General features: G+C 62.9%; 22 protein-coding genes and 1 riboswitch. Of the genes, 13 read left to right on the top strand and 9 right to left on the bottom strand.

What is annotated here, in order from left to right; genetic code table 11:
* Positions 1–15 precede the first annotated feature (15 nt).
* From AC1DUB_RS19340 to AC1DUB_RS19330, 3 genes are all read right to left on the bottom strand, one after another.
* Entirely contained in the window at positions 16–1,545 is a 1,530-nt protein-coding gene (locus AC1DUB_RS19340; protein WP_477730866.1) for a tripartite tricarboxylate transporter permease, read from the bottom strand.
* Between the two features lie 60 nt (positions 1,546–1,605).
* A complete protein-coding gene (locus AC1DUB_RS19335; RefSeq protein ID WP_477720398.1) occupies positions 1,606–2,127 on the bottom strand; it encodes a tripartite tricarboxylate transporter TctB family protein in 522 nt (173 codons plus the stop codon).
* 112 nt (positions 2,128–2,239) lie between these two features.
* Positions 2,240–3,265: a Bug family tripartite tricarboxylate transporter substrate binding protein gene (locus tag AC1DUB_RS19330; protein WP_477730865.1), complete on the bottom strand. Its 1,026-nt coding sequence runs from the start codon at positions 3,263–3,265 to the stop codon at positions 2,240–2,242.
* 315 nt (positions 3,266–3,580) lie between these two features.
* Here AC1DUB_RS19330 and AC1DUB_RS19325 point away from each other — a divergent pair, with 315 nt between their 5' ends.
* Complete coding sequence (locus AC1DUB_RS19325) at positions 3,581–4,477, top strand: hypothetical protein (RefSeq protein ID WP_477730864.1); 897 nt, start codon at positions 3,581–3,583, stop codon at positions 4,475–4,477.
* Positions 4,478–4,673: 196 nt separating this feature from the next.
* Here AC1DUB_RS19325 and AC1DUB_RS19320 read toward each other — a convergent pair whose 3' ends face one another.
* The 3 genes from AC1DUB_RS19320 to AC1DUB_RS19310 form a co-directional block, all read right to left on the bottom strand.
* Positions 4,674–5,684, bottom strand: coding sequence for a 2-dehydropantoate 2-reductase (locus tag AC1DUB_RS19320; protein ID WP_477730863.1), 1,011 nt, complete (start codon positions 5,682–5,684; stop codon positions 4,674–4,676).
* A gap of 18 nt (positions 5,685–5,702) precedes the next feature.
* A complete protein-coding gene (locus AC1DUB_RS19315) occupies positions 5,703–6,470 on the bottom strand; it encodes a fumarylacetoacetate hydrolase family protein (protein WP_477730862.1) in 768 nt (255 codons plus the stop codon).
* A gap of 86 nt (positions 6,471–6,556) precedes the next feature.
* Positions 6,557–6,880 carry an HAD family hydrolase gene (locus AC1DUB_RS19310; RefSeq protein WP_477730861.1) on the bottom strand — a complete coding sequence of 108 codons (324 nt, stop codon included), beginning with the start codon at positions 6,878–6,880 and terminating at the stop codon, positions 6,557–6,559.
* A 155-nt stretch (positions 6,881–7,035) separates the two neighbouring features.
* On the opposite strand from AC1DUB_RS19310, the gene AC1DUB_RS19305 reads away from it, so the two are divergent.
* Positions 7,036–7,965 carry a LysR family transcriptional regulator gene (locus tag AC1DUB_RS19305; protein WP_477730860.1) on the top strand — a complete coding sequence of 310 codons (930 nt, stop codon included), beginning with the start codon at positions 7,036–7,038 and terminating at the stop codon, positions 7,963–7,965.
* 19 nt (positions 7,966–7,984) lie between these two features.
* On the opposite strand, the gene AC1DUB_RS19300 is transcribed toward AC1DUB_RS19305, so the two are convergent.
* From AC1DUB_RS19300 to AC1DUB_RS19290, 3 genes are all read right to left on the bottom strand, one after another.
* On the bottom strand, positions 7,985–8,785 hold the full coding sequence (locus AC1DUB_RS19300) for a sulfite exporter TauE/SafE family protein (protein ID WP_477730859.1): 801 nt from the start codon (positions 8,783–8,785) through the stop codon (positions 7,985–7,987).
* Between the two features lie 381 nt (positions 8,786–9,166).
* Positions 9,167–9,511: a cell division protein ZapA gene (locus AC1DUB_RS19295; protein ID WP_477730878.1), complete on the bottom strand. Its 345-nt coding sequence runs from the start codon at positions 9,509–9,511 to the stop codon at positions 9,167–9,169.
* Entirely contained in the window at positions 9,511–9,747 is a 237-nt protein-coding gene (locus AC1DUB_RS19290) for a DUF904 domain-containing protein (RefSeq protein WP_477730877.1), read from the bottom strand. The genes AC1DUB_RS19295 and AC1DUB_RS19290 overlap by 1 nt, the downstream gene beginning before the upstream one ends.
* Positions 9,748–9,783: 36 nt before the next feature.
* A riboswitch (cobalamin riboswitch) is annotated at positions 9,784–10,073 on the top strand.
* Positions 10,074–10,155: 82 nt separating this feature from the next.
* Between AC1DUB_RS19290 and AC1DUB_RS19285 the strand changes: the two genes are divergently transcribed.
* The 11 genes from AC1DUB_RS19285 to AC1DUB_RS19235 are packed head-to-tail and all read left to right on the top strand — an operon-like array spanning position 10,156 to position 21,308.
* Positions 10,156–12,105, top strand: a complete 1,950-nt coding sequence (locus AC1DUB_RS19285; protein ID WP_477730858.1) for a TonB-dependent receptor — start codon at positions 10,156–10,158, stop codon at positions 12,103–12,105.
* 57 nt (positions 12,106–12,162) lie between these two features.
* The gene (locus tag AC1DUB_RS19280; RefSeq protein WP_477730857.1) at positions 12,163–13,521 is read left to right on the top strand and encodes a cobyrinate a,c-diamide synthase; all 1,359 of its coding nucleotides are present in this window, start codon (positions 12,163–12,165) and stop codon (positions 13,519–13,521) included.
* Positions 13,518–14,429 carry an ABC transporter substrate-binding protein gene (locus tag AC1DUB_RS19275; RefSeq protein ID WP_477730856.1) on the top strand — a complete coding sequence of 304 codons (912 nt, stop codon included), beginning with the start codon at positions 13,518–13,520 and terminating at the stop codon, positions 14,427–14,429. Before AC1DUB_RS19280 ends, AC1DUB_RS19275 begins: the two co-directional genes overlap by 4 nt.
* A complete protein-coding gene (gene cobU / locus AC1DUB_RS19270; RefSeq protein WP_477730855.1) occupies positions 14,426–15,037 on the top strand; it encodes a bifunctional adenosylcobinamide kinase/adenosylcobinamide-phosphate guanylyltransferase in 612 nt (203 codons plus the stop codon). Before AC1DUB_RS19275 ends, cobU begins: the two co-directional genes overlap by 4 nt.
* A gap of 17 nt (positions 15,038–15,054) precedes the next feature.
* Complete coding sequence (locus AC1DUB_RS19265) at positions 15,055–15,909, top strand: ABC transporter substrate-binding protein (protein WP_477730876.1); 855 nt, start codon at positions 15,055–15,057, stop codon at positions 15,907–15,909.
* Positions 15,906–16,940: a FecCD family ABC transporter permease gene (locus tag AC1DUB_RS19260; RefSeq protein WP_477720386.1), complete on the top strand. Its 1,035-nt coding sequence runs from the start codon at positions 15,906–15,908 to the stop codon at positions 16,938–16,940. The genes AC1DUB_RS19265 and AC1DUB_RS19260 overlap by 4 nt, the downstream gene beginning before the upstream one ends.
* Before the next feature lie 23 nt (positions 16,941–16,963).
* Positions 16,964–17,731, top strand: a complete 768-nt coding sequence (locus AC1DUB_RS19255; protein WP_477720385.1) for an ABC transporter ATP-binding protein — start codon at positions 16,964–16,966, stop codon at positions 17,729–17,731.
* 34 nt (positions 17,732–17,765) lie between these two features.
* Positions 17,766–18,620: a precorrin-4 C(11)-methyltransferase gene (gene cobM / locus AC1DUB_RS19250; RefSeq protein WP_477720384.1), complete on the top strand. Its 855-nt coding sequence runs from the start codon at positions 17,766–17,768 to the stop codon at positions 18,618–18,620.
* Positions 18,617–19,519: a sirohydrochlorin chelatase gene (locus tag AC1DUB_RS19245; protein WP_477720383.1), complete on the top strand. Its 903-nt coding sequence runs from the start codon at positions 18,617–18,619 to the stop codon at positions 19,517–19,519. Before cobM ends, AC1DUB_RS19245 begins: the two co-directional genes overlap by 4 nt.
* Entirely contained in the window at positions 19,516–20,190 is a 675-nt protein-coding gene (locus AC1DUB_RS19240; protein ID WP_477720382.1) for a precorrin-8X methylmutase, read from the top strand. Before AC1DUB_RS19245 ends, AC1DUB_RS19240 begins: the two co-directional genes overlap by 4 nt.
* Positions 20,187–21,308 carry a cobalt-precorrin-5B (C(1))-methyltransferase gene (locus tag AC1DUB_RS19235; protein WP_477720381.1) on the top strand — a complete coding sequence of 374 codons (1,122 nt, stop codon included), beginning with the start codon at positions 20,187–20,189 and terminating at the stop codon, positions 21,306–21,308. The genes AC1DUB_RS19240 and AC1DUB_RS19235 overlap by 4 nt, the downstream gene beginning before the upstream one ends.
* Positions 21,309–21,335 lie beyond the last annotated feature (27 nt).

The following is a 21,335-nucleotide window of genomic DNA, read 5'->3' as shown; positions in this document are numbered from 1 at the left end:
GTCTCTCCTCGGGGTTTAATCAACGGGCTGTTCTGCCGCGAACTCCGCATGTTTGGGAGGGCGAATTTTGGCCAGAATGCGGGATATCAGCGGCCAGAACAGCAGGATCAGAGCCAGCGTGCTGATGCCACCAACCAGCGGGTTGGACCACATGATGGACACCTCGCCCTGCGAAACCAGCATGGCCTGGCGGAAGGAGTCTTCGGCCTTGTCGCCCAGTACCAGTGCCAGGACCAGCGGTGCCAGCGGATAGTCCAGCTTCTTGAAGAGGTAGCCGATCACGCCGAACAGCATCATGAACCAGATGTCCAGCATGGCGTTGTGGACCGTGTAGGCACCTATGGCGCAGATCACCACGATCACCGGGGCAATGATGGAAAACGGAATGCGCAGGATGGAGGCAAACAGCGGCACCGTGGTCAGCACGACGATCAGTCCGACCAGGTTGCCCAGGTACATGCTTGCGATCAGGCCCCAGACAAAGTCTTTTTGCTCGACGAACAGCAGCGGTCCGGGCTGCAGGCCCCAGATCAGCAAACCGCCCAGCAACACGGCAGCGGTCGGCGAGCCTGGGATGCCCAGGGCCAGCATGGGCAGCAGGGCGCTCGTGCCCGCAGCATGTGCGGCAGTTTCAGGGGCGATGACGCCCTCGATTTCGCCGGTGCCGAATTTCGCCCCGTTCTTGGACATTTTCTTGGCCAGGCCATAACTCATGAACGATGCAGGCGTTGCGCCGCCGGGGGTGATGCCCATCCAGATGCCGATCAGGGAACTGCGCAGCGAGGTCATCCAGTATTTGGGCAGCTTCTTCCACGTCTCCAGCACCACCTTGGGATCGATCTTGGCGCTTTTGCCGGAGAAGGCCAGGCCTTCTTCCATGGACAGCAGGATCTCGCCGATGCCGAACAGGCCGATCACGGCGATCAGGAAGTCGAAGCCGCGCATCAGGTCAGGAATACCGAAGGTCAGGCGCAGCTGGCCGGTGACCGTGTCCATACCCACGGCCGCCAGTGCGAAACCGATGGCCATGGAGGCCAGGATCTTAAAGGGGGAGCCCTTGCCCATGCCCACGAAACTGCAGAAGGTCAGCAGGTAGACGGCAAAAAATTCGGGCGGGCCGAACTTGAGTGCGAATTTCGCGACCAGCGGCGCCAGGAAGGTGATCATCAATACGGCCACGAAAGCGCCGATGAAAGACGATGTGAAGGCTGTTGTCAGTGCCGCGCCGGCCTGCCCATTCTGGGCCATGGGGTAGCCGTCGAAGGTGGTGGCTACCGACCAGGGCTCGCCCGGTATGTTGAACAGGATCGAGGTGATCGCCCCGCCGAACAGCGCGCCCCAGTAGATGCACGACAGCATGATGATGGCCGAGGTCGGCGACATGGTAAATGTCAGCGGCAGCAGGATGGCCACGCCGTTGGCGCCGCCCAGGCCGGGCAGCACTCCGATCAGTACGCCAAGAATGATGCCGACGAACATCAGTACGATGTTCATCGGCGTCAAGATGACGCTGAATCCGTGAAAAAGCGCGTTTAGTTCGTCCATTTCATTGTCCGGTCAGTAAAGGTTCAGTATTCGGTGAGCTTGAGGCGGGTGGGGTGTGGTTCAGTAACCGAGGAAGCTCAGGGGATCAAAGTAGCCCTTGAACAGGGGCACCTTGAACCAGACCTCGAACATGCAGAAAAACAGCACGACCACCATGAGCGCTGTGATCACGCTCTTGATGGGGGAAAACTTGCCCAGGATGATCATGAACAGGGCGATGTAAAAGGCCGAAGCCACATAAAGGCCGACAACCTGAACCACCAGGACGTAGACCAATGCCGGTAACAGCACCGACAAGACTCGCTTGAGTTGTTCGCCGTCGACAAAAACCTCGGTATTGCGGTTTTTCCCAAACAGGGCCTGGTACAGGGTGCCAGCGCCGGATACGCAGAGGATGATGCCGATGTAGAAGGGGAAATAGCCCGAGCCCGGGCCGTCGCTGGTCCAGCCCGACCCCAGCGCGCGGCTGCCCTGTATGACCACGGCGCCCATGACGATGATGCCGAATGCCACGATGGCTTCAATGATATTGGTGGCGACGCCCGTGCGACGCTCCGTGCCGGATTGCTCGTTTGGCTCCATCAGGAACTCCCGCTGAATTGAATAACCCTGGAAAGGGCAACATTGATTGAATGACAGGCCGGCGCAGGAACTGCCCAGCCCGTGGTGGAGGCCCCTCCGTGAGGGGCTTTCCTTATTTCGCGATGAAGCCGGCTTCTTTCATCAGCTCGCGATGTGTGTTCTCGGTGGTGCCGAGCCATTTGGTGAACTCTTCGCCGGACATGGCTGTCTGGTTGAAAGCACCTTTTTCCATGTAGTCCTTCCACTCCGGGGTGTCGCGGACTTTCTTGAGCAGGCTGTTGTAGAACTCAAGCTGGTCCTTGGACACGCCGGGCGCCATGAAGATGCCGCGCAGCATCGTGTAGTCGGCAGGCACGCCTGCTTCCTTGCAGGTGGGGATGTCGGCCCACGACATGGTGTCGGTCACCTTGGTCTTGTAGGGCATGCGCTGGTCATCGAAGACGCAGAGGGCACGCAACTGGCCGGCGCGCCATTGCGCCACGGCTTCAATCGGGTTGTTCACGGAAGAGTCGACATGCTTGCCCACCAGTTGCACAGCCACTTCGCCGCCGCCCTTGAATGGAATGTAAATGAACTTGGTGCCGGTGGCGCGCTCGATGCCGACGGTCAGGATCTGGTCTTCCTGCTTGGAGCCGGTGCCACCCATCTTCATTTTGCTGGGACCGGCGGCCTTCACGGCTGCCAGGTAGTCCTTGGCGTTTTTGTAGGGTGCTTCAGCGTTGACCCACAAAACGAACTGGTCGAGAGCCATCATTGACACCGGGGTCATGTCGCGCCAGTTGAAAGGCACGCCGGTTGCCAGCGGGGTGGTGAACAGATTGGACAGCGTGATGATGATCTTGTGGGGATCGCCCTTGGCATTCTTGATCTCGAGAAAGCCTTCGGAGCCGGCGCCACCGGATTTGTTGACGACGATCAGCGGCTCTTTCATCAGCTTGTGCTTGATGACAATGCCCTGGATCAGACGGGCCATCTGGTCGGCGCCGCCGCCGGTACCCGCCGGCACCACGAACTCAACCGGCTTGGTGGGCTCCCAGGCCGCCTGGGCCGGGGCTGCGACTGTCAGCATTGCCGCTGCAATTGCGCCTGTGGTGGCCATCGCCAAGCCATTCCTGATGTTTGCAAGTCTGGTATTCATCACGTTGTCTCCTGTGTTTGGTAACTCTGCTCCGTCTTCGCCTGGAATTCTTCGCTGATCCCATGGTTTGAACGTATCACGGTCGTATGGTCTTCCTAAGTAGGTGGAAAAGCTCTTGACGACGATCAAGTTTGTCCAAATTTCGAACCGTTCTAGGGTTTCTCCGGAGGGGTTTGCAACCACTCCCACAAGGATGAGGGTAGCGTATTCTCCTAGAAGAAATTTGTCACATCCGCATTACCATGAGGACGGGTAGGGGCTGGCACTCTGCAGCAGCCTGGGGGTCCCACGCGTTTAAAAAAGGGTGGAAAAGCCATGAACAAGCTGTTGCTGTTGGTTGGCATGTTGCTCTGCGGGGCGCAAGTCCATGCACAGTCGTGTGAAGGGGGCCTGTACCTCAATCCGCAGGTCATTCGCGGCGAGGGATCATCGCAAACTGAAAGTGCGCTCAAGGAACTGATCGAGTTTGTGCGGCCGACCGGCCTGTCGGTCACGCCGGTTCTCAACATCAAGGAAACCCAGGAAGTCCTGACGGCGGTCAAGCGGCCAGCGCCTCCGTGCTGGGTCTACGGCAATCCCGTGGTGGGCCTGGCCTCGGGTTATCGCCCCGTGGCGATCAACATGGAACCCATCCAGTCGGCAGTGCTTATTCTCGCGGACATCGGTTCGGTGAAGGATGGCAAACCTGTCGAATTGAAAAGTCTGCCGGCTGACGAACAGGCGAAGGTGCTCGCCAAACTCAAGGCCACCAGCTGCTTTGGCATGAAAAGCGGCGTCACCACCACGCTGGTGAAGGCTGAAAATCTTTGCGGCACGGTGATCGAAGTGACGCCCCAGCAAGGTTTGGGGCAGAGCTATCTGCCCACCAAGGCAGCCTTTCACTGGCAGGCGGACCGGTGGGTGGGCCTGATCACCCGGCTTCAGACAGCCCAGGCTTCCAACATGAAAAACCACTACGGCACCGACGAGCGGATTCACATGGCGCGGCTGGTGGTCGTGCCTGCGGCCAATCCCAGCTGGGGTTACGGCATGTATGTTCATCCGGATGTTGCGGCCGACCCACTGAAAAAGATCGCCAACCAGTTCTCGTCCCTCAAGACGAGCAACCCTTCGCTGTTGCGGGCGCTGGATTTGGGCAGCAAGTACGAGTTCTCCACTCCCTCCGAGAAGTCCGTCCAGGCAATGAAGCTGTCGCTGGGTACAACTCCCTGAACAAGACTTTCCCTGTGACGGCCGGCGAGCGAGTGGGAGGGGTAAGCAGGTAGCGGCTCCAGGTCTGCAGACGCAGGCCGGATGGCGGGGGTGCGCCGCTTGGCGCAGCCGCAGCATGTGCGGCCTGCATCACCAAGCCTCGTCGCGGGACGACCTTGCACGACCTGGCCGAAGGCCTGGACCTTCTGCGCCGCTTTCAGGCAGCGGACTGAAGCCGAACCTGGCCGCGTTCTTCTTCCATGGTCTTGGCGAGCAGCTTGACCAGAGCGTACACGGTATCGATGTGGGGGGTCGGCGTTTGCGTGAGACGGCCCAGTTCCACAACCGATCCTACGAGTGCGTCGATTTCAGGTGCCCGGCCGGCTTCGATATCCTGCAGCATGGAGGTCTTGTGCTTGCCCACCTTCTCTGCGCCGGCGATGCGCTTGTCCAGCGTCACGCGGAATTCAATCCCGAGCTTGTGGGCCACTTCCTGTGCTTCGCGCATCATGCTGGCGGCCAGTTCACGCGACAGCGGGAACTGGCAAATGTCTACGAGCGTGGAATGGGCCAGGGCACTGATCGGGTTGAACGTCAGGTTACCCCACAGCTTGAGCCAGATTTCGCAGCGGATATTGTCCAGCACGGGCGCCTTGAACCCGGCTTTGCCAAAGCACTCTGAAATACGCATGACACGCTCGCTCGACGAGCCGTCCAGCTCGCCCAGCGGGAAGCGGTCGCCTTCAATGTGCTTGACCACGCCCGGCGCCACCAGTTCCGAGGCTGGATAGACGACGCAGCCGATGACGCGTCGAGCCGGAATCATCTCCGCGATCATGCCGGTGGGGTCCACGCTGTGCACCTGGCTGCCTTCGAGGGCGCCACCGTGCTGGTGGAAATACCAGTAGGGGATGCCGTTTTGCATGGTCACCACCGCCGTGTCGGGGCCGAAGAGCTTGGGCAGGTCGCCGGCAACAGCTTCAAGCTGGTGTGCCTTCATGGCCAGGATCACCAGGTCCTGCGGGCCGGCTTCGGCGTAGTCATTGGTGGCCTTGACGCCGGAAGCGACATGCTCCACGCCGTCATGCATGATGAGTTTCATGCCGTTTTTCCGGATGGCTTCCAGGTTGGCGCCACGCACGATGAAGGTAACGTCTTCGCCGGCCAGCGCCAGCTTCACCCCCACGTAGCCGCCGATGGCTCCTGCGCCAATGATTGCAATTTTCACACCGTGCTCCAAAAAAAGTTATTCGAACTGGTTTCTGAGTCTGCCGATACCGGCAATCTCGACCTCAACAGTGCTTCCTGGCTTCATGGACCCCACCCCGATCGAGGTGCCGCACAGGATGACATCGCCTGGGTACAGCGTCATGTCCATCGAGATCAGGCTCACCAGTTGCTGGACTGAAAATCGCATGTCGCTGATGGGGTAGTCCTGGCGGATGTCTCCGTTGAGGATAGTTTTCACCACCAGCTTTGTCGGGTCAAGACCTGTGGCCACCACTGGTCCGAGAGGGCAAAAGGTGTCGAAGCCCTTGGCGCGCACCCATTGGGCAAAGGATGCATCGCGATTCAGGATGTCGGCCACCGTCACATCGTTGGCGCAGGTGTAGCCAAACACATGGTCCAGCGCATGCCCCTCGGCAACCGCCTTGCAGGTCTTGCCAATCACGATGCCGAGCTCCCCTTCGAAAACCACCTTGCCGTCGCAGGCGGGCTTGCGGATGGTTTCGTTGGGGTTCAGGTAGGAATTTGGGGCTTTGAGCAGGTACAGCGGCTCGGCAGGCACGGGCAGGTTGAGCTTTTCGCCCAGTGCGCGAAAGTTGTTCCACAGCGCGATGACTTTGCCGGGCTGCACTGGCATCAGCAGCGTCACGTCGGCCAGCGGCAACAGCCGGTCCGTGCGGGTCGCGCCAGCGAACATGTCGCCGTCCCACATCCTCACGCGCTCGCCCTCCAGGGTCCCAAAGCGAATCGTGTTGCCGTCTCGAAAACGCACCCATTGTTTTGACATACCAACCTCTCAAGTTTTAAAAAAAGTCGGCGCAGACCGGGTAACGGCACCCCGGTCTGCGCGCCTTGGCGTGGCCAATGAGCGGGTCAGGCCGTCAGCCGGGCGCGCGAATCACGGGCCCAGCTGACGCAGGGTGCGGGGCGTGCCGGGATATTCGCCATGCTGGCGTAGCAACGAACCTTGGCGGTTTCGATGGCGGCAACCAGGAAGTCCGCCTCGTAGGCGCGCAGCAGGTGCGACTGCTCGGTTTCCAGGTAGGTGCGCACAGCGTCACGGCCTTGGGCCTGGAGGCGGGCATAGGTGATGGCGTCCCAATGCCAGTTCAGGCCCAGTTCCCCGAAAGCGGCGTTGTAGGCATGGCGGTGGGCCTCGACGGCTTGGTCGGCGGCGTGTTCCAGGGTATTGAACATGGCAAGTCTCCTTCTATGGTTGGGTGCTTTTGAGGCACTGCCGGTGCGTCCTGCACCGGGCTTGAAGCAAATGTAGGGAAAAATAACGATTAGCGATAGTTAAAGTATTTAATAATGTTGATTACGTTTAAGTTATGCATTAAAAGGAAACCCGCATGAAGAACGCCACGTTGCGCCAGCTCAAGGTGTTCGAGGCCGTGGCCCGCCACCTGAGCTTTTCGCGGGCCGCCGAAGAGCTGCACCTGACACAGCCGGCGGTGTCCATCCAGGTGAAGAAGCTGGAGGACCATGCGGGCCTTCCGCTGTTCGAGCAGCTGGGCAAGAAAATTCACCTCACGCCCGCGGGGGTGGAAATGCTGCATTCCAGCCGGCTCATCATCCAGCAGTTCAAGGAAGTCGAGGAGGCCATGACGCAATTCAAGGGCGTCTCGGGCGGCAAGCTGAACGTGGCGGTGATCAGCGCCGGCGACTATTTCTTCCCGCGGTTGCTGGTGGAATTTGCACGGCGCCACTCGGGTGTGACGCTGAACTTTGGCGTCTGTAACCGCGAGGAGCTGCTGGACCAACTGGCCAACAACGTCACCGACCTGGCCATCATGGTGCGCCCTCCGCTGGACATGGACACCGTGAGCGAGCCTTTTGCGCCGCACCCCTACGTCATCGTGGCGCCGCCCGACCATCCGCTGGCCCGTAAGAAGCGCATCCCGGTGTCGCGCCTGGCGCGCGAGCCGTTCATCGTGCGCGAAAAAGGCTCCGACACCTGGAACTCCATGGAGGAGGGTTTCAGGGGGCACCTCGCCGACCTCAACATCGCCATGGAGATCAAGAGCACGGAGACCATCAAGCAGGCGCTGATCGCGGGCATGGGCGTGAGCTTTCTGTCAGCCCACACCGTCAGCCGGGAGCTGCAGGCGGGCAGTCTCGCGGTGCTTGACGTGCAGGGCTTTCCGCTGATGCTCAACTGGTACGTGGTGCACCGCAAGCACAAGCGCCTGCCGCCTGTGGCGCAGGCCTTCAAGGGATTTTTGCTGACCGACGGCGCGGCGTGGATCGAACAGACGGTCGGCTTCAGCGTGAAGCGCTGACCCTGCCGGGGCTCCTGCGTCAGCGCAGCAGGAAGTAGCCTGCCAGAACGTACAACACTGCTGCGAAGACCTTTTTCAGCGGTTGTATGTCCATGCGGTGGGCTGTGCGCGCGCCCAGCGGCGCCGTGCTGATGCTGGCCAGCGAGATCACCAGCAGGCCCGGCAAATAAATGTAGCCCACCGAGCCGGCTGGCATCTGCGGCAGGTCCTGGCCCGCCCACATGTAGCCCAGCGTGCCCGCCAGCGCGATCGGGAACCCCAGCGCCGCAGACGTGCCCACGGCGTCGTGGATCTTCACGTTGCACCAGGTCATGAAAGGCACCGAGACGAAGGCGCCGCCGGCGCCCACCAGTGAAGACAGCATGCCGATCAGCCCGCCCATGCTGAAGGTCCCCAGGTGGCCGGGCAAGGTGCGGGTGGGCTTGGGCTTGCGGTTCAGGAACATCTGGGTGGCAGAGAAGGCCACGAAGATCGCGAACAGCACTCCGAGGATCTTGCCTGGCAGCGCTACCGCCACCTGGGCGCCGACCAGCGAGCCCAGCAGGATGCCGGGCGCCAGCAGGCGAACGATGGGCCACAGCACTGCGCCGCGCTGGTGGTGCGCGCGTACCGACGACAGCGAGGTGAAGCAGATCGTGGCCAGCGATGTAGCCACGGCCATCTTCACCGTGTACTCCGGCGGATAGCCTTGGGAAGTCAGGATGAGGGTGATGAAAGGCACCATCAGCATGCCGCCACCGATGCCCAGCAGGCCCGCCAGAAAACCGGTGCAGACACCCAGCAGGGCCATTTCAAGGATGAGCAGGGGTTCGAGGGTCATGTTTTTGCAGAGCCTGAAGACCCTGTTGACAGGTGAAAGAGAGCGCCCGGAAAAGGAAGGCGGAAGAAGGCGGGCGAAGGATGCGGCGCGGGTCGGCGGTACACCGTCCGGTAAAGGGATAAAGGTGTCTGCGAGTGCCACCGGACCGTCATCCTGAACGCAGGGTTCAGGTGGGCGAGGGCAGTTTGGTTTCGGGTTCGCCTGACGCGAGACGATCACGCCTGCCAAACAATTTACCAAGCCCGAGCTCTATGAGCATTGGTTCAAGGAAATATAAAGCCCGGTGCGCATCGCAGACAGGCCCGATTGTAGGCCCTCGCTGCAGATCGTGCCCGGAAGATGGTGGATGCCGCCCCCATGGGTGGGGTGCAGGAGACCGCTTCAGAGCAGGCGGCCGTCAATGCCGAGGGCATTGTCAAGCCGCTGCAGCAGGGCAGTCAGTTGCGGCTGGCTTGTGTGCTCCGCGCTGGTGGGGGTGCTGCTGCCGGCCGTTGCGGCTTTCGCAGCCGGCGCCGGCGCCTGGCCCGGGCGGTCAGACAGTTCGAACGCCAGGTTCAGGGCCGCCAGAACCGCAATCCGGTCACGTGCCTTGAGTTTGCCGGCATCGCGGATTTTGCACATGGCAAGGTCGACCCGGTTGACCGCATCGAGCATGCGGGCATCGCCATTTTCGGGGCAGCTCAGCAGATAGCTTTGGCCCATGATTTGCACTTCAAGCTGTTTCATCATTCGGTTCCCACGGGCGTTTGGGCCGCATGATCGCCGTTTTCAGGCAGGCGTTCCAGCAGGGCCTCGACGCGTGCACGCGCCGCGGCGAGCCGCGATCGGAGTGAATCCCGCTCATGCGTCAGGACGCTGACCTGTTCGCTGAGCAGTGCATTGGTCCGCTGCAATTCCTCGTAGCGCACCAACAGCCGTTCAACGCGTTCGGTGATCTGGTCGATTGGGGTTTGATTCGACATGGCAATGTTGATTGTATGGTTTGCCGCATGAGGCGGCGTAGAATCCTGTTTGTTGGTGCTCGCGGTGTGGTTCACATGCCGCAGTTCAACGGGAAGCAGGAGGAAGTCAAAGCCATCCGGTCAGGGTCAACCCTAGGCCGCAGGCGCTGCGACTTCTAACCTGCGCTGCCCCCGCAACGGTAAACGGACGAATGCGGCTCCCTACTTCACAGTGGAGGACGCATTCAGCTTTCATCACTAGCCACTGAGCGTCTTGAACACGCGCTTGGGAAGGCGATGAAAGCAGTTCCGTCAGCCCGGATACCGGCCAACAAGGTGAACGCATGCGTCCGTAACTTGACGAGCGTTCGTAACGCTCATGCACTGGCGGGGAAGCCGGTGAGGGCATTTTGTTGATTGTTTGACCCCATGAAAACCTGTGTTTCCCGTGCACGCCTTGCTGTACTTCCGCTGGCTATGGCCGCCGCATTTCCTTCCTTTTCGCAAAACCCGGATACGCCGCAATTGAAAGAGACCGTGGTGACGGCGACGCGCTTTGCCGAGTCTGGCAGCGGACTGACCTTTGGCGTCAGCGTGATCACGGCAGACGAGATTCAAAAGTCGGGGGCTACCACGGTGAACGAGGCCATCAGCAAACTGCTGGGCGTGCCTGCGCGGCTCGACTTTTTTGGGGGCGGCAACTCCACGCTGGATCTGCGGGGCTTTGGAACGACGGCTAACAGCAATCAGGTCGTTGTGGTGGACGGCCTGCGCCTCAATGAGGCCGATCTTTCCAGCCCCAGTCTGGCCGGCATCCCGGTGGATTCCGTGGAGCGCATTGAGGTCTTGCGGGGCAACGGTGCTGTGCTGTATGGTGAGGGCGCTACAGGCGGTGTCATCGTGATCACGACCAAGGCTGGCAAAGGGGTTAAACGGGGCAATACCGCGCAGCTCTATGGCGCGGTGGGTAGTTATGGCCTGCGTGACGCACGTGCCAGCGCTACGCTGGCAGCCGGAGATTTTTCTCTTGACGTAGCGGCCAATCGCCGCGAAACGGACAATCATCGGGATAATTTTCGCTCCGTCATTGATGGTGCTTCACTCACGGGCCAGTGGAGCAATGACTGGCTTCGATTGGGTGCCCGGTATGCCCGTGACTCCCTGGAAAGCGGGCTTCCCGGCGGACTGACTGCCGCGCAATACGCGTCGAACCCGAAGCAGACGAGCAGACCCTTTGACAATGGATCCATTGACAATGAGCGCCAGGGTGTTTTCGCCGAGGCCCTGGTAGGCGATTGGCAGCTCGGGGCTGATCTCGGCTGGCGTACCAAGAAATCCATCAGTCGCAGGCCCACCAGTGTTTTCGAGTACGACGTGGATGCGTCGACCATGGGCTTGCGCGCACGGCATGAAGCTAAAGGGTCCAGCCTGTCCAACGTGTTGATCTTTGGCACGGATAACAGCGATTGGAAACGCGTGATCGCAGGGGCTTTCGGCACCGAGAGCAATGCGAAGTCGCGCGCCTACTATGTCAAGGATGACGTCACCCTGCTTTCGACGGGCACACGCTTGAGCGTCGGCTTGCGCACGGAACAGCTCAAGAAAGACCTGACCCCCCCGACGACCAGGCTGGAGGATCGCCTGCAGGCCTGGGATCTTGGACTCAGCCAGCCTTTGAGTCAGGACGTGACGATGTATGGGCGCGTTGGACGCAGCTTCAGGCTGGCGAATGCCGATGAATTCTCCTTTACAACACCCTTGATACCCATCAAGCCGCAAACCTCAAAAGACCTGGAGCTGGGGACGCGCTGGAATTACGGTGAAGGTAAGGCGGAAGTTCGTGCTTACCGCAGTGATTTGACCAATGAGATTGGTTTCGATCCGCTTTTTCCCAATCCAATCGCTTTTTCGGGCTTCGGGGCCAACGTCAATTTTGACCCCACGCGGCGCCAGGGGCTGGAGCTGGAGGTCTCGCATGCATTGACAAAAACCATTGACATGCGGGTTAATGCGGCGCTGCGCAAGGCCAGCTTCAAGAGCGGTTCCTACGCCGGAAAAGACGTTCCCCTGACGCCGCGCCAAACGCTGGCTATTCAGGCAGACTGGCAAGTGGCCGCAGCGCACCGGCTCAGCGGCGGTGTCAACTGGGTGGCGAAACAGCACCCTGATTTTTCGAACGCCTGCACCATACCGGCATACGCCACGGCGGATGCCCGCTATGCCTACAAGTTTAAAAATGCAGAGTTCTCGCTGGGGGTCAGCAATTTGACCGATCGCAAGTATTACTCGCAGGCTTTTTCCTGCACCGCCGGGGTCACCTCGTCAATTTATCCGGAAACCGGCAGGGTCTTCACGGCTGCGGTGCGCGTGAACTTCTAAGGATGACGACACAGGCCCGCCTGAACGATGTGAACGCGTAAAAGGAAAGGTATCCCCTTGTCTGATGCTCGTTGCCCCGCCATTCTTGTTGCCGCCCCGGCCTCCGGGCAGGGCAAGACAACGGTGGCCTGCGCCTTGGCGCGGTTGCACGCGCGCCAGGGCAGGCGGGTGCGTGTCTTCAAGTGCGGGCCCGACTTTCTGGACCCGTACTGGCTGACCCTGGCCAGCGGCGCGCCGGTGCACCAGCTCGATTTGTGGATGACCGGCGAGGCCGACTGCGCCCAGCGACTGCATGCCGCCGCGCAGGAGGCTGATCTCATCATTGTGGAAGGGGTCATGGGCCTGTTCGACGGTGAGCCCAGCGCCGCGGACCTGGCGCAGCGCTTCGGTCTGCCGGTGCTGGCGGTGATTGACGCCAGCGCCATGGCCGGAACCTTTGGCGCGCTGGCGTGGGGCCTGCAACATTACCGCGAAGGCCTGCGGTTCGCCGGCGTGCTGGCCAACCGCGTGGCCTCGGCGGGTCATGCCGCGATGCTGGAGGGCGGCCTGCGCGATGCGGCGCAGTGGCAGGGCGCGCTGATGCGCAGCGAGGCTTTTACGCTGCCCGAGCGGCATCTGGGCCTGGTCATGTCGGATGAACTGGGCGACGCCCTGCCGCGGCTGGACGCGGCCGCCGACGCGCTGGCGGGTACGCCGCTGGGGCAGATGGGAACGACAGAGCTGCAGACCTGGTCCGTGACCTTCGAAGCGCCTGAAGCGCCGGGCGAAGCTTTCCCCGTCGGTGCACTGCAGGGGCGGACCATCGCGGTGGCGCGTGATGCGGCCTTCTGTTTTCTGTACGCGGCAAACCTCGACTGTTTGCGGGCACTGGGGGCTCAGTTGGTGTTTTTCTCGCCTCTGGCAGACACGGCTTTGCCTGAATGCGACGCCCTTTGGCTGCCCGGCGGCTACCCCGAACTGCACGGCGAAACCCTTGCGGCCAATCGTGCCATGAAAAGCAGTATCACCGCCCATGTGCAGGGCGGCAGGCCGGTCTGGGCCGAATGCGGCGGCATGATGGCGCTGTTTGAGCAGCTCGTGACAGTCGATGGCGCCAGCTACCCCATGTGGGGCGTGCTGCCCGGCAGCGTCAGCATGCAAAAACGTCTCGCCGCCCTAGGCCCTCAGCAGCTCGATATGGCGGGCGGTACCTTGCGCGGCCATGCTTTTCATTACTCCACCTGCGCCACGCCGCTGCAAGCCGTCGCGCGAACCCGGGCGGCCCCCGGCCGCACGCTGCGCGGTGAGGGCGAGGCGCTGTTTGTGGCCGGACCGACCTCCTCGGTGAGGGCCAGTTATTTCCACGCCTGGTTTGCCTCCTGCCCGGCTGCGACCGCGCAGTTGTTTGGCGCGCCTGTTTCTGAAAGATCGCCATGACTGACAAGAAAATGGGCTGGCGTGCGCTGGCCGGCCAGCAGGACACCTCGGCAGTCCGTCCAATGTATGGCCCGCAGCGCATCGTCTGCCTGACGGAAGAGCCCACCGAGTGGCTGTACCTGCTCGGTGAAGAACGCCGCATTGTCGGCATTTCCGGCTACACCGTGCGGCCGCCGCGCGCGCGCGAAGAAAAACCCAAGGTCAGCGCCTTCCTGAGCGCGAAGATAGACAAGATTGTGGAATTGCAGCCCGACTGTGTGATCGGATTTTCCGATCTGCAGGCCGACATTGCGTCGCAACTGGTCAAAAAGGGCATTCAGGTCACCATCTTCAACCAGCGCAGCGTGGCCGAGATTTTTTCCATGATGTACCAGTTGGCAGCCATGGTGGGCCAGGAAACGCGGGGCCTGGAGCTGATGCAGGGCATGCAGCGCCGCCTGCTGGAGATAGAGCAGGCCGCGGCCACGCTCAAGCGCCGCCCGTGCGTGTATTTTGAAGAGTGGTACGACCCGCATATCAGTGGGATTGCCTGGGTGTCGGAAGTGATCGGCATTGCCGGGGGTGACGACTGCTTTCCCGAGCTCGCCGCCAAGGCCATGGGCAAGGACCGCATCATTGCCGACGGCAGCGAGATCGTGCGGCGCAACCCCGACATTATTTTCGGCTCCTGGTGCGGCCGCAAGTTTCGCCCCGAGCATGTGGTGGCGCGCCCCGGCTGGGAAAACGTCAATGCCGTCAGAAACAGGCAGCTGTTCGAGATCAAGTCGGCCGAAATTCTGCAGCCAGGTCCGGCCGCCCTGACAGATGGCGTGGAGCAATTGCACCGGATCATCATGGCCTGGAGCCAAACCGTGGGCGCTACGGCCGGCACCGGCGGGTCGTCCTTGCCCCCCGAAAGCACGCCATGACGAACATGCCGGTGGTCCGCAGTGAACTGATTCTGGGTGGCCAGAGAAGCGGCAAGTCGCGTCGCGCAGAAAGGCTCGCGCAAGCCTGGCTGGCTGATTCACCGGACCATGGCGCCGTGTTCATCGCCACGGCCCAGGCTTGGGATGATGAAATGCGCGAACGCGTTGCACGCCACCGGCAGGACCGGGCCGAGCGGCTGCCCGGTATGGCTACCGTGGAGGAGCCGCTGCATCTTGCGCAGGCCATCGCGCAGCACAGCCGCAGCAACACCCTGGTCGTGGTCGACTGCCTGACCCTGTGGCTGACCAATCGCTTGATGCCTGCGGAAAGGCCAGATGAAAGGGCAGCTGAAAATTCACGGCCAACAGAAACTCCAGCCCATGATTTATCCGCGGATATCGCCATGATTTCGAGCGCAATTCTTGGGGCTGCCGGTCCGGTGGTGCTGGTCAGCAATGAAATCGGGCTGGGCGTGATTCCGATGGGCCGTGAGACGCGTGCCTTTGTCGATGCGCTGGGTTGGCTCAACCAGGACGTGGCCGGCGCCTGCGAACGCGTGACGCTGATGGCAGCTGGTTTGCCGCTCACCCTGAAAGGCTCGCCGTGAAGCGCATCGCCGGTTGGCTGGTTTTGCTGTGCCTGGTGCTGGCGGCGCCGGTCCGCGCCTTGCCCTTGCAATTGACCGATGACCGCGGCGTGACCCTCACGTTTGCGCAGTCGCCGCAGCACATCGTCAGCATGCTGCCTTCGCTGACCGAAAGCGTCTGCGCGCTCGAGCAGTGCCATCGCCTTATAGGGGTGGATCGTTATTCCAATTACCCGGCCAGCGTGAAGCGCCTGCCCGTGCTGGGCGGCGGAATCGATCCCAACATCGAGGGCATCGTGGCGCTCAAGCCCGATGTGGTCCTGGTGGCCACGTCTTCCCGGGCCACCGGCCGGCTGGAGGCGCTGGGCATAAAAGTCGTGGCGCTGGAGCCAAAAACCCATGCCGATGTGCGGCGCGTGCTTCGCAAGCTCGGCGCGCTGCTGGAGGTTCCCGACGACGTTGGCGCCGACCGCCTGTGGCGCGTCATCGACAGCAGTGTCTCGGCCGCCGCGCAATCGCTCTCGCCCAAAGCCAGGGAGAGTCGGGTTTACTTTGAGGTCAGCCGGGGGCCCTATGCCGCCGGCGAGTCCTCCTTCATTGGCGAAACGCTCACCCGGCTGGGCGTGAAGAATGTGGTGCCGGCGTCGCTCGGCCCCTTCCCCAAGCTGAACCCCGAATTTGTGGTGCGCGCCAATCCGGACGTGATCATGATCGGCAACCGCAGCATGCAGGCCATGGAGCCTTACCCCGGCTGGGGCAGCATCAAGGCGGTCAGGGAGCGGCGTATTTGCGTGTTCGACGTGGACGAGTCCGACGTGGTGGTGCGTCCCGGCCCGCGCATGGCCGAGGCGGCGCGCATCATGGCCAAGTGCCTTGAAGGCAAGCAGCGGTGAGGGCACCGGACCGTTCGTTCGCCGTGCATGACCAGCACCGCAAGGCCTTCTGGCTGGCCGGCGCACTGCTGGTGGCCACCGCGGCGCTGTTGCTGCTGGGCGCCAGCGTGGGCAGCATCGGCTTTGAGAGCGTGATGAGCATGCAACGCGACCCGCAGGCCATGCAAATCGTCTGGGAGATTCGCCTGCCGCGCACGGCTGGTGCGTGGCTGGCGGGGGCGCTGTTCGGCCTGGCAGGCGCCGTGGCGCAGGGCCTGTTTCGCAATCCGCTGGCCGACCCGTATTTGCTGGGCAGCGCCTCGGGTGCTTTGCTGGGTGAGGCGTGTGCGATGGTGCTGCTGGGCGTATCGCCTCTGGCCGCGCATTGGCTCGTGCGGATTGGCTTGACGGGCGCTGCCTTTGTCGGCGCCGTGCTTGCCGTGTTGCTGACCCTGGTGCTGGCCAAGGGCGTGCAACACACGCTGCGGCTGCTGCTGGCCGGTGTGGTCGTGGGGGTGGTGCTGGGCGCCGTCAGCTCGCTCATTTTGCTGCTGAGCCCAAACATCATGCAGGCCATGCAGTCTTTCATGTTGGGTAGCACGGCGTTTGTGGACTGGACCGCCTGTGCCGTGATGGCCCTGGTGCTGGCCGTCAGCGTGATTGCTGCCTGGATGATGAGCCATGTGCTGGATGGCCTGGCGCTGGGTGAGGCCACCGCGCAAAGCCTGGGCTTGCAGCTGCCGCAGATGCGGGCCGCGCTGGTGGCGGTGCTGGCGCTGGCCACCGGTGCGGCAGTGGCGCAAACCGGGCTGATCGCCTTTGTCGGCCTGGCCGCGCCGCACCTGGTGCGCTCGGTCGTCAAGACGACGCACGGCCGGCTCATTGTGCTGTCCAGCCTGATGGGCGCGGTGCTGCTGATGGCCGCCGACATTCTGGCGCGCTGGCTGATTGCGCCGCAGGAGTTGCCCGTGGGCGTGCTCACGGCGGTGTTGGGCGGCGGCTACCTGCTGTGGCTGATGCACCGGCATACCGGAAGAGGGGCAGGATTGTGATGGCTTCCATGGATCCGGTCGCCATGAATCCCATAGCGGTTGGCGCCCATGCCGTCAGGGCTCGCCTCGGAAATGTCGAAGTGTTGCACGGCATAACGCTGGCGCTGCCGCTGGCACGCTGGAGCAGCATCGTGGGGCCCAACGGTGCGGGCAAGTCCACCTTGCTCAAGGTGCTGGCAGGCCTGCTGCCTCACGCCGGCGACGTGGCCCTGCTGGGCCGTCCGCTGGCCGCGCTGCGCGCGCGCGAGCGTGCCCGGCAGCTGTCCTGGCTGGGCCAGAACGAAAGCTCGGCGGAAGATCTGACCGCCTACGACGTCGCCATGCTGGGCCGTCTGCCGCACCAGGCCTGGCTGGCGCCGCCCAGCGCGGCCGATCGCGCGGCGGTGGAGCGGGCCCTGCGCACCACGCAGGCCTGGGACTGGCGCGGCCGCCCCTTAGGCCAGCTCTCGGGCGGCGAGCGCCAGCGCGTGCTGCTGGCGCGTGCGCTGGCGGTAGAGGCGCAGGTGCTGCTGATGGACGAGCCCCTTGCCAACCTGGACCCGCCGCACCAGACCGACTGGCTGCTCATGGTGCGCGAGCTGGTGGCGGGCGGCAAAACGGTGGTCAGCGTGCTGCACGAAATTTCAATCGCGTTGCAGGCCGATGAATTGGTCGTCATGGACAAAGGCCGGGTGACGCACCAGGGGGCCTGCACCGATGCCGCCACGCACCGCGCGCTGGAGGAGGTGTTTGATCATCGCATCACCGTGCACCAGCTCTCGGGCCAGTGGGTGACTTTGCCAAAAATCTAGCGCGTCACCAGCAAACTTCAAACCCCAACACATCATGAAAACTCTCACTTCGCATCCGGAGGCTGATCGCGACACTGCTGCGTCGGGCAAGGTCTGGTTTGTCGGTGCAGGGCCGGGCGACCCGGAACTCATCACCGTCAAGGGCCGCGCGCTGATTGAGCGTGCGGGCGCCATCCTGTTTGCCGGTTCGCTGGTCAGCGAGGCTGCCACGCGCTGGGCCCCAGTGGGTTGCGTGATTGTTGACAGCAAGGACATGACGCTGGAGCAGATGTCGGCCTGGCTGATTGAGCAGGCTGGGCGCTGCGAAACCGTGGTGCGCCTGCAAACCGGCGATCCCGGTTTGTATGGGGCGCTGATTGAGTTGGTGCAACCGCTGGACGCTGCTGGAATCGCCATCGAGGTCGTTCCCGGTGTGTCGTCCGCCATGGCCTCCGCTGCGGCTGCGGTGGAAAGCCTGACGCTGCCTGAGGTGACACAAACGGTGATCTTTACCCGAGTGGAAGGCCGCACGCCCATGCCCGAGGGCGAGTCGCTGGAGGTGCTGGCCGCGCACCACAGCACGCTGTGCATTTTCTTGAGTATTACCTTGATGGGCCGCGTTACCGCGGCGTTGACCGCGGCGGGCTGGTCGCCGGATGCCCCCATCGTGGTGGTGCACAAGGCCAGCTGGCCCGGCGAGGAGAAGATCGTTCGCGGCACCGTGAGCACCATCCAGAGCCTGTGCCGCGAGGCCAAAATTGTCAGCCAGGCCATGATCATTGCCAGCCCGACGCTGGGCGCGCGCCAGTGGACGACCCTGGCCAAGTCAAAGCTGTATGACGCCAGTTTCACGCATCGCTTCCGGCGCGCCAGCGTCCCAGTCTCAAACCTCATCCAGGAGACCCCATGACCATGACAACCATTTTGCTGGTGGGCCACGGCTCGCGCGAGCCCGCCGGTAACGACGAGATCGAGGCCTTTACCGCGCGCTGGCGCCTGGCCCATCCGCAATGGCATACCGAGCTGTGTTTCATCGAATTCGCCGACACCGGCGTGGACCAGGGACTGGCGCGCGCTGCACAACAGGCGCAACGGGTGATCGTGGTGCCGCTGATCCTCAATGCGGCCGGCCACGTGAAGATGGAGATCCCGGCGCATATCGCGCAGGCCCGCCAGCGCTTTCCCGGTGTGCGCTTTGACTACGCACCGCACCTGGGTGTGTGCGATCCGCTGCTGACGGTGTTGCAGCGCCAGCTGCGCGATTGCATGCAGGCGCTGGACATGCCCGACCCCGGTGGCACCGGTGTCGTGTTGCTGGGGCGCGGCTCGTCGGACCGCCTGGCCAATGGCGAGATGGCCAAGATGGCGCGCTGGCTGCAGGAGGAGAGTCGCCATGAACTGGTCGACCTCGCTTTCACGGGTATCACGACCCCGCGGCTGGAACGCGTGGTGCAGCGCCAGGCGCTCATCGGTCTGCGCCAGATTGTGGTGTTGCCGTACTACCTGTTCACGGGTACGCTGATCCAGCGCATCGGGCGCCAGGTGGCGCATTTGCGGCTGCAGTACCCTGGTGTGCGCTTCGCGCTGGGTTCGTACTTTGGTTTCGAGCCCGAGGTGGCCGAGCTGCTGGCCGAGCGGGTGCAGGGCCTGCTTAATGGGAGCCTGGCGGCGGTGCCCGTCAGCGCGGAAGCGGCGCAGTGGCAAGGGCATCGCCATGACGACGCTCACCATGACCATGGTCACGATCATCCCCACGATCACGAGCATCACGAACATCACCAGCACGCTCCCAGCGCAGTCCGGGCATGAGCAGCGTCAACACTGTCACCGAGCAGCTCACTGCGGCCGGCCGGGCCATCGAGCACGACTCGTTTGCCGTGATCGACCGCGAAGTGGGGCCGCACGCCTACAGCCTCGACCAGTGGCCCATTGTGCGTCGCATGATTCACGCCAATGCGGATTTTGATTTCAACGGCCTGACCGATTTCCATCCCGCGGCGGTTAACGCGGGTTTGGCCGCCATCGTGTCGCGCGCCACCCGCGTGGTGGCCGATGTCGAGATGATTTGCGTCGGTCTGTCGGCGCCACGCCTGGGGCACTTCGGCATGCGCACGCACCAATTCATCAGCGATGCCGATGTGATCGAGACCGCCAAAGACGAGGGCACCACCCGTGCGGTACAGGCCATGCGCAAGGCACACCGGCTGGGCCTGATCGACGGCGCCATCGTCGGCATCGGCAATGCGCCCACCGCGCTGATCGAGATCGTGCGGCTGATTCACGAAGAGGGCGCCCGCCCGGCGCTGGTGGTGGGCATGCCGGTGGGTTTTGTTTCAGCCGCCGAATCCAAGGACTTGATGGCCCTGGAAACCGAGGTGCCCTGGGTCGTGATCCGTGGGCGCAAGGGCGGCTCTACCCTGGTGGTGGCAGCCATCCATGCGCTCCTGGGTCTGGCCGAGGCCAGGGAACTCGCCGCATGATGAAAAAAGACGCGCCCCGCGGCACCCGCACCGGTTTCACCACCGGTGCGTGTTCTGCTGCAGCGGCGCGTGCGGCGGTGATTGGCCTGGTCACCGGTCAGGTGCCCGATGCGGTGGAGTGCCTGCTGCCCAATGGCGACCTGGTGACCTTCGCCGTGCAGGATGGCCGCGTTGAGGGCGTGGGTGGAGGCGTGGGTGGGGGCGCATCAGCCCACGCCATGGTCATCAAGGACGCGGGCGATGACCCGGATTGCACCGACAAAGCGCATCTCACCGCCGATGTGCGGCTGCGTCATGATCTGCCGGGCCAGGTGTTGCTGGCCGGTGGTTTTGGCGTGGGCACGGTCACCATGCCGGGCCTGGGTCTGGCGGTGGGTGGCCCGGCCATCAACCCGGTGCCGCGCCGCAACATCGAGGCCAATGTGCGTGCCGTGGGGCAGGGCCTGCTGGATGAAGTGGGGCTGGAAGTGACCATTTCCGTGCCGCAGGGCGAGGAGATGACCAAGAAGACCTTGAACGCGCGGCTGGGCATTCTGGGCGGTATCTCCATCCTGGGCACCACCGGCATCGTGAAGCCGTATTCCACTGCTGCCTACCGCGCCAGCGTGGTGCAGGGCGTGCAGGTAGCGGGCACGCTGGGCCACGGCGTGGTGGTGCTCACCACCGGCGGGCGCACCGAAAAGTTTGTCATGGAAGAAATGCCCGAACTGCCCGAGCCCGCGTTCGTGCAGATGGGCGACTTCCTGCGCTACGCCATGGGTGCGGCGGTCAAGGCGGGCCTGAAGAAAGTCGTCATCGGCGGCATGGTCGGCAAGCTCACCAAGATTGCCCAAGGCGAAACCATCACCCACGCGGGCCGGGCCGAGGTGGACACAGGTTTGCTGGCCGAACTCGCTGCCAGCGTGGGCGCAGCGCCCGATGTGTGCGATGCCATCCGTGGCAACGAAACCGCCCGCTACGCCGGCGAGCGCATGGACGCGCTGGGCCTGGGGCAGGCCTTTCACACCGCGCTGGCGCAGCGGGTCATACAGACCCTGCGCACGCGCTACCCCGATCAATTTGAACTGAAAGTGCTGGTCTGCGACTTTGACGGTCGCAAGATTGCGGAGGCCTCTTGAATTCTGAACCGATCGAAACTATCGAAG

Source organism: Polaromonas sp. P4_F9, from assembly GCF_056401235.1.
Note: the sequence above shows the minus strand (reverse complement) of the source record. Positions and strands in the feature narration are given on the sequence as shown.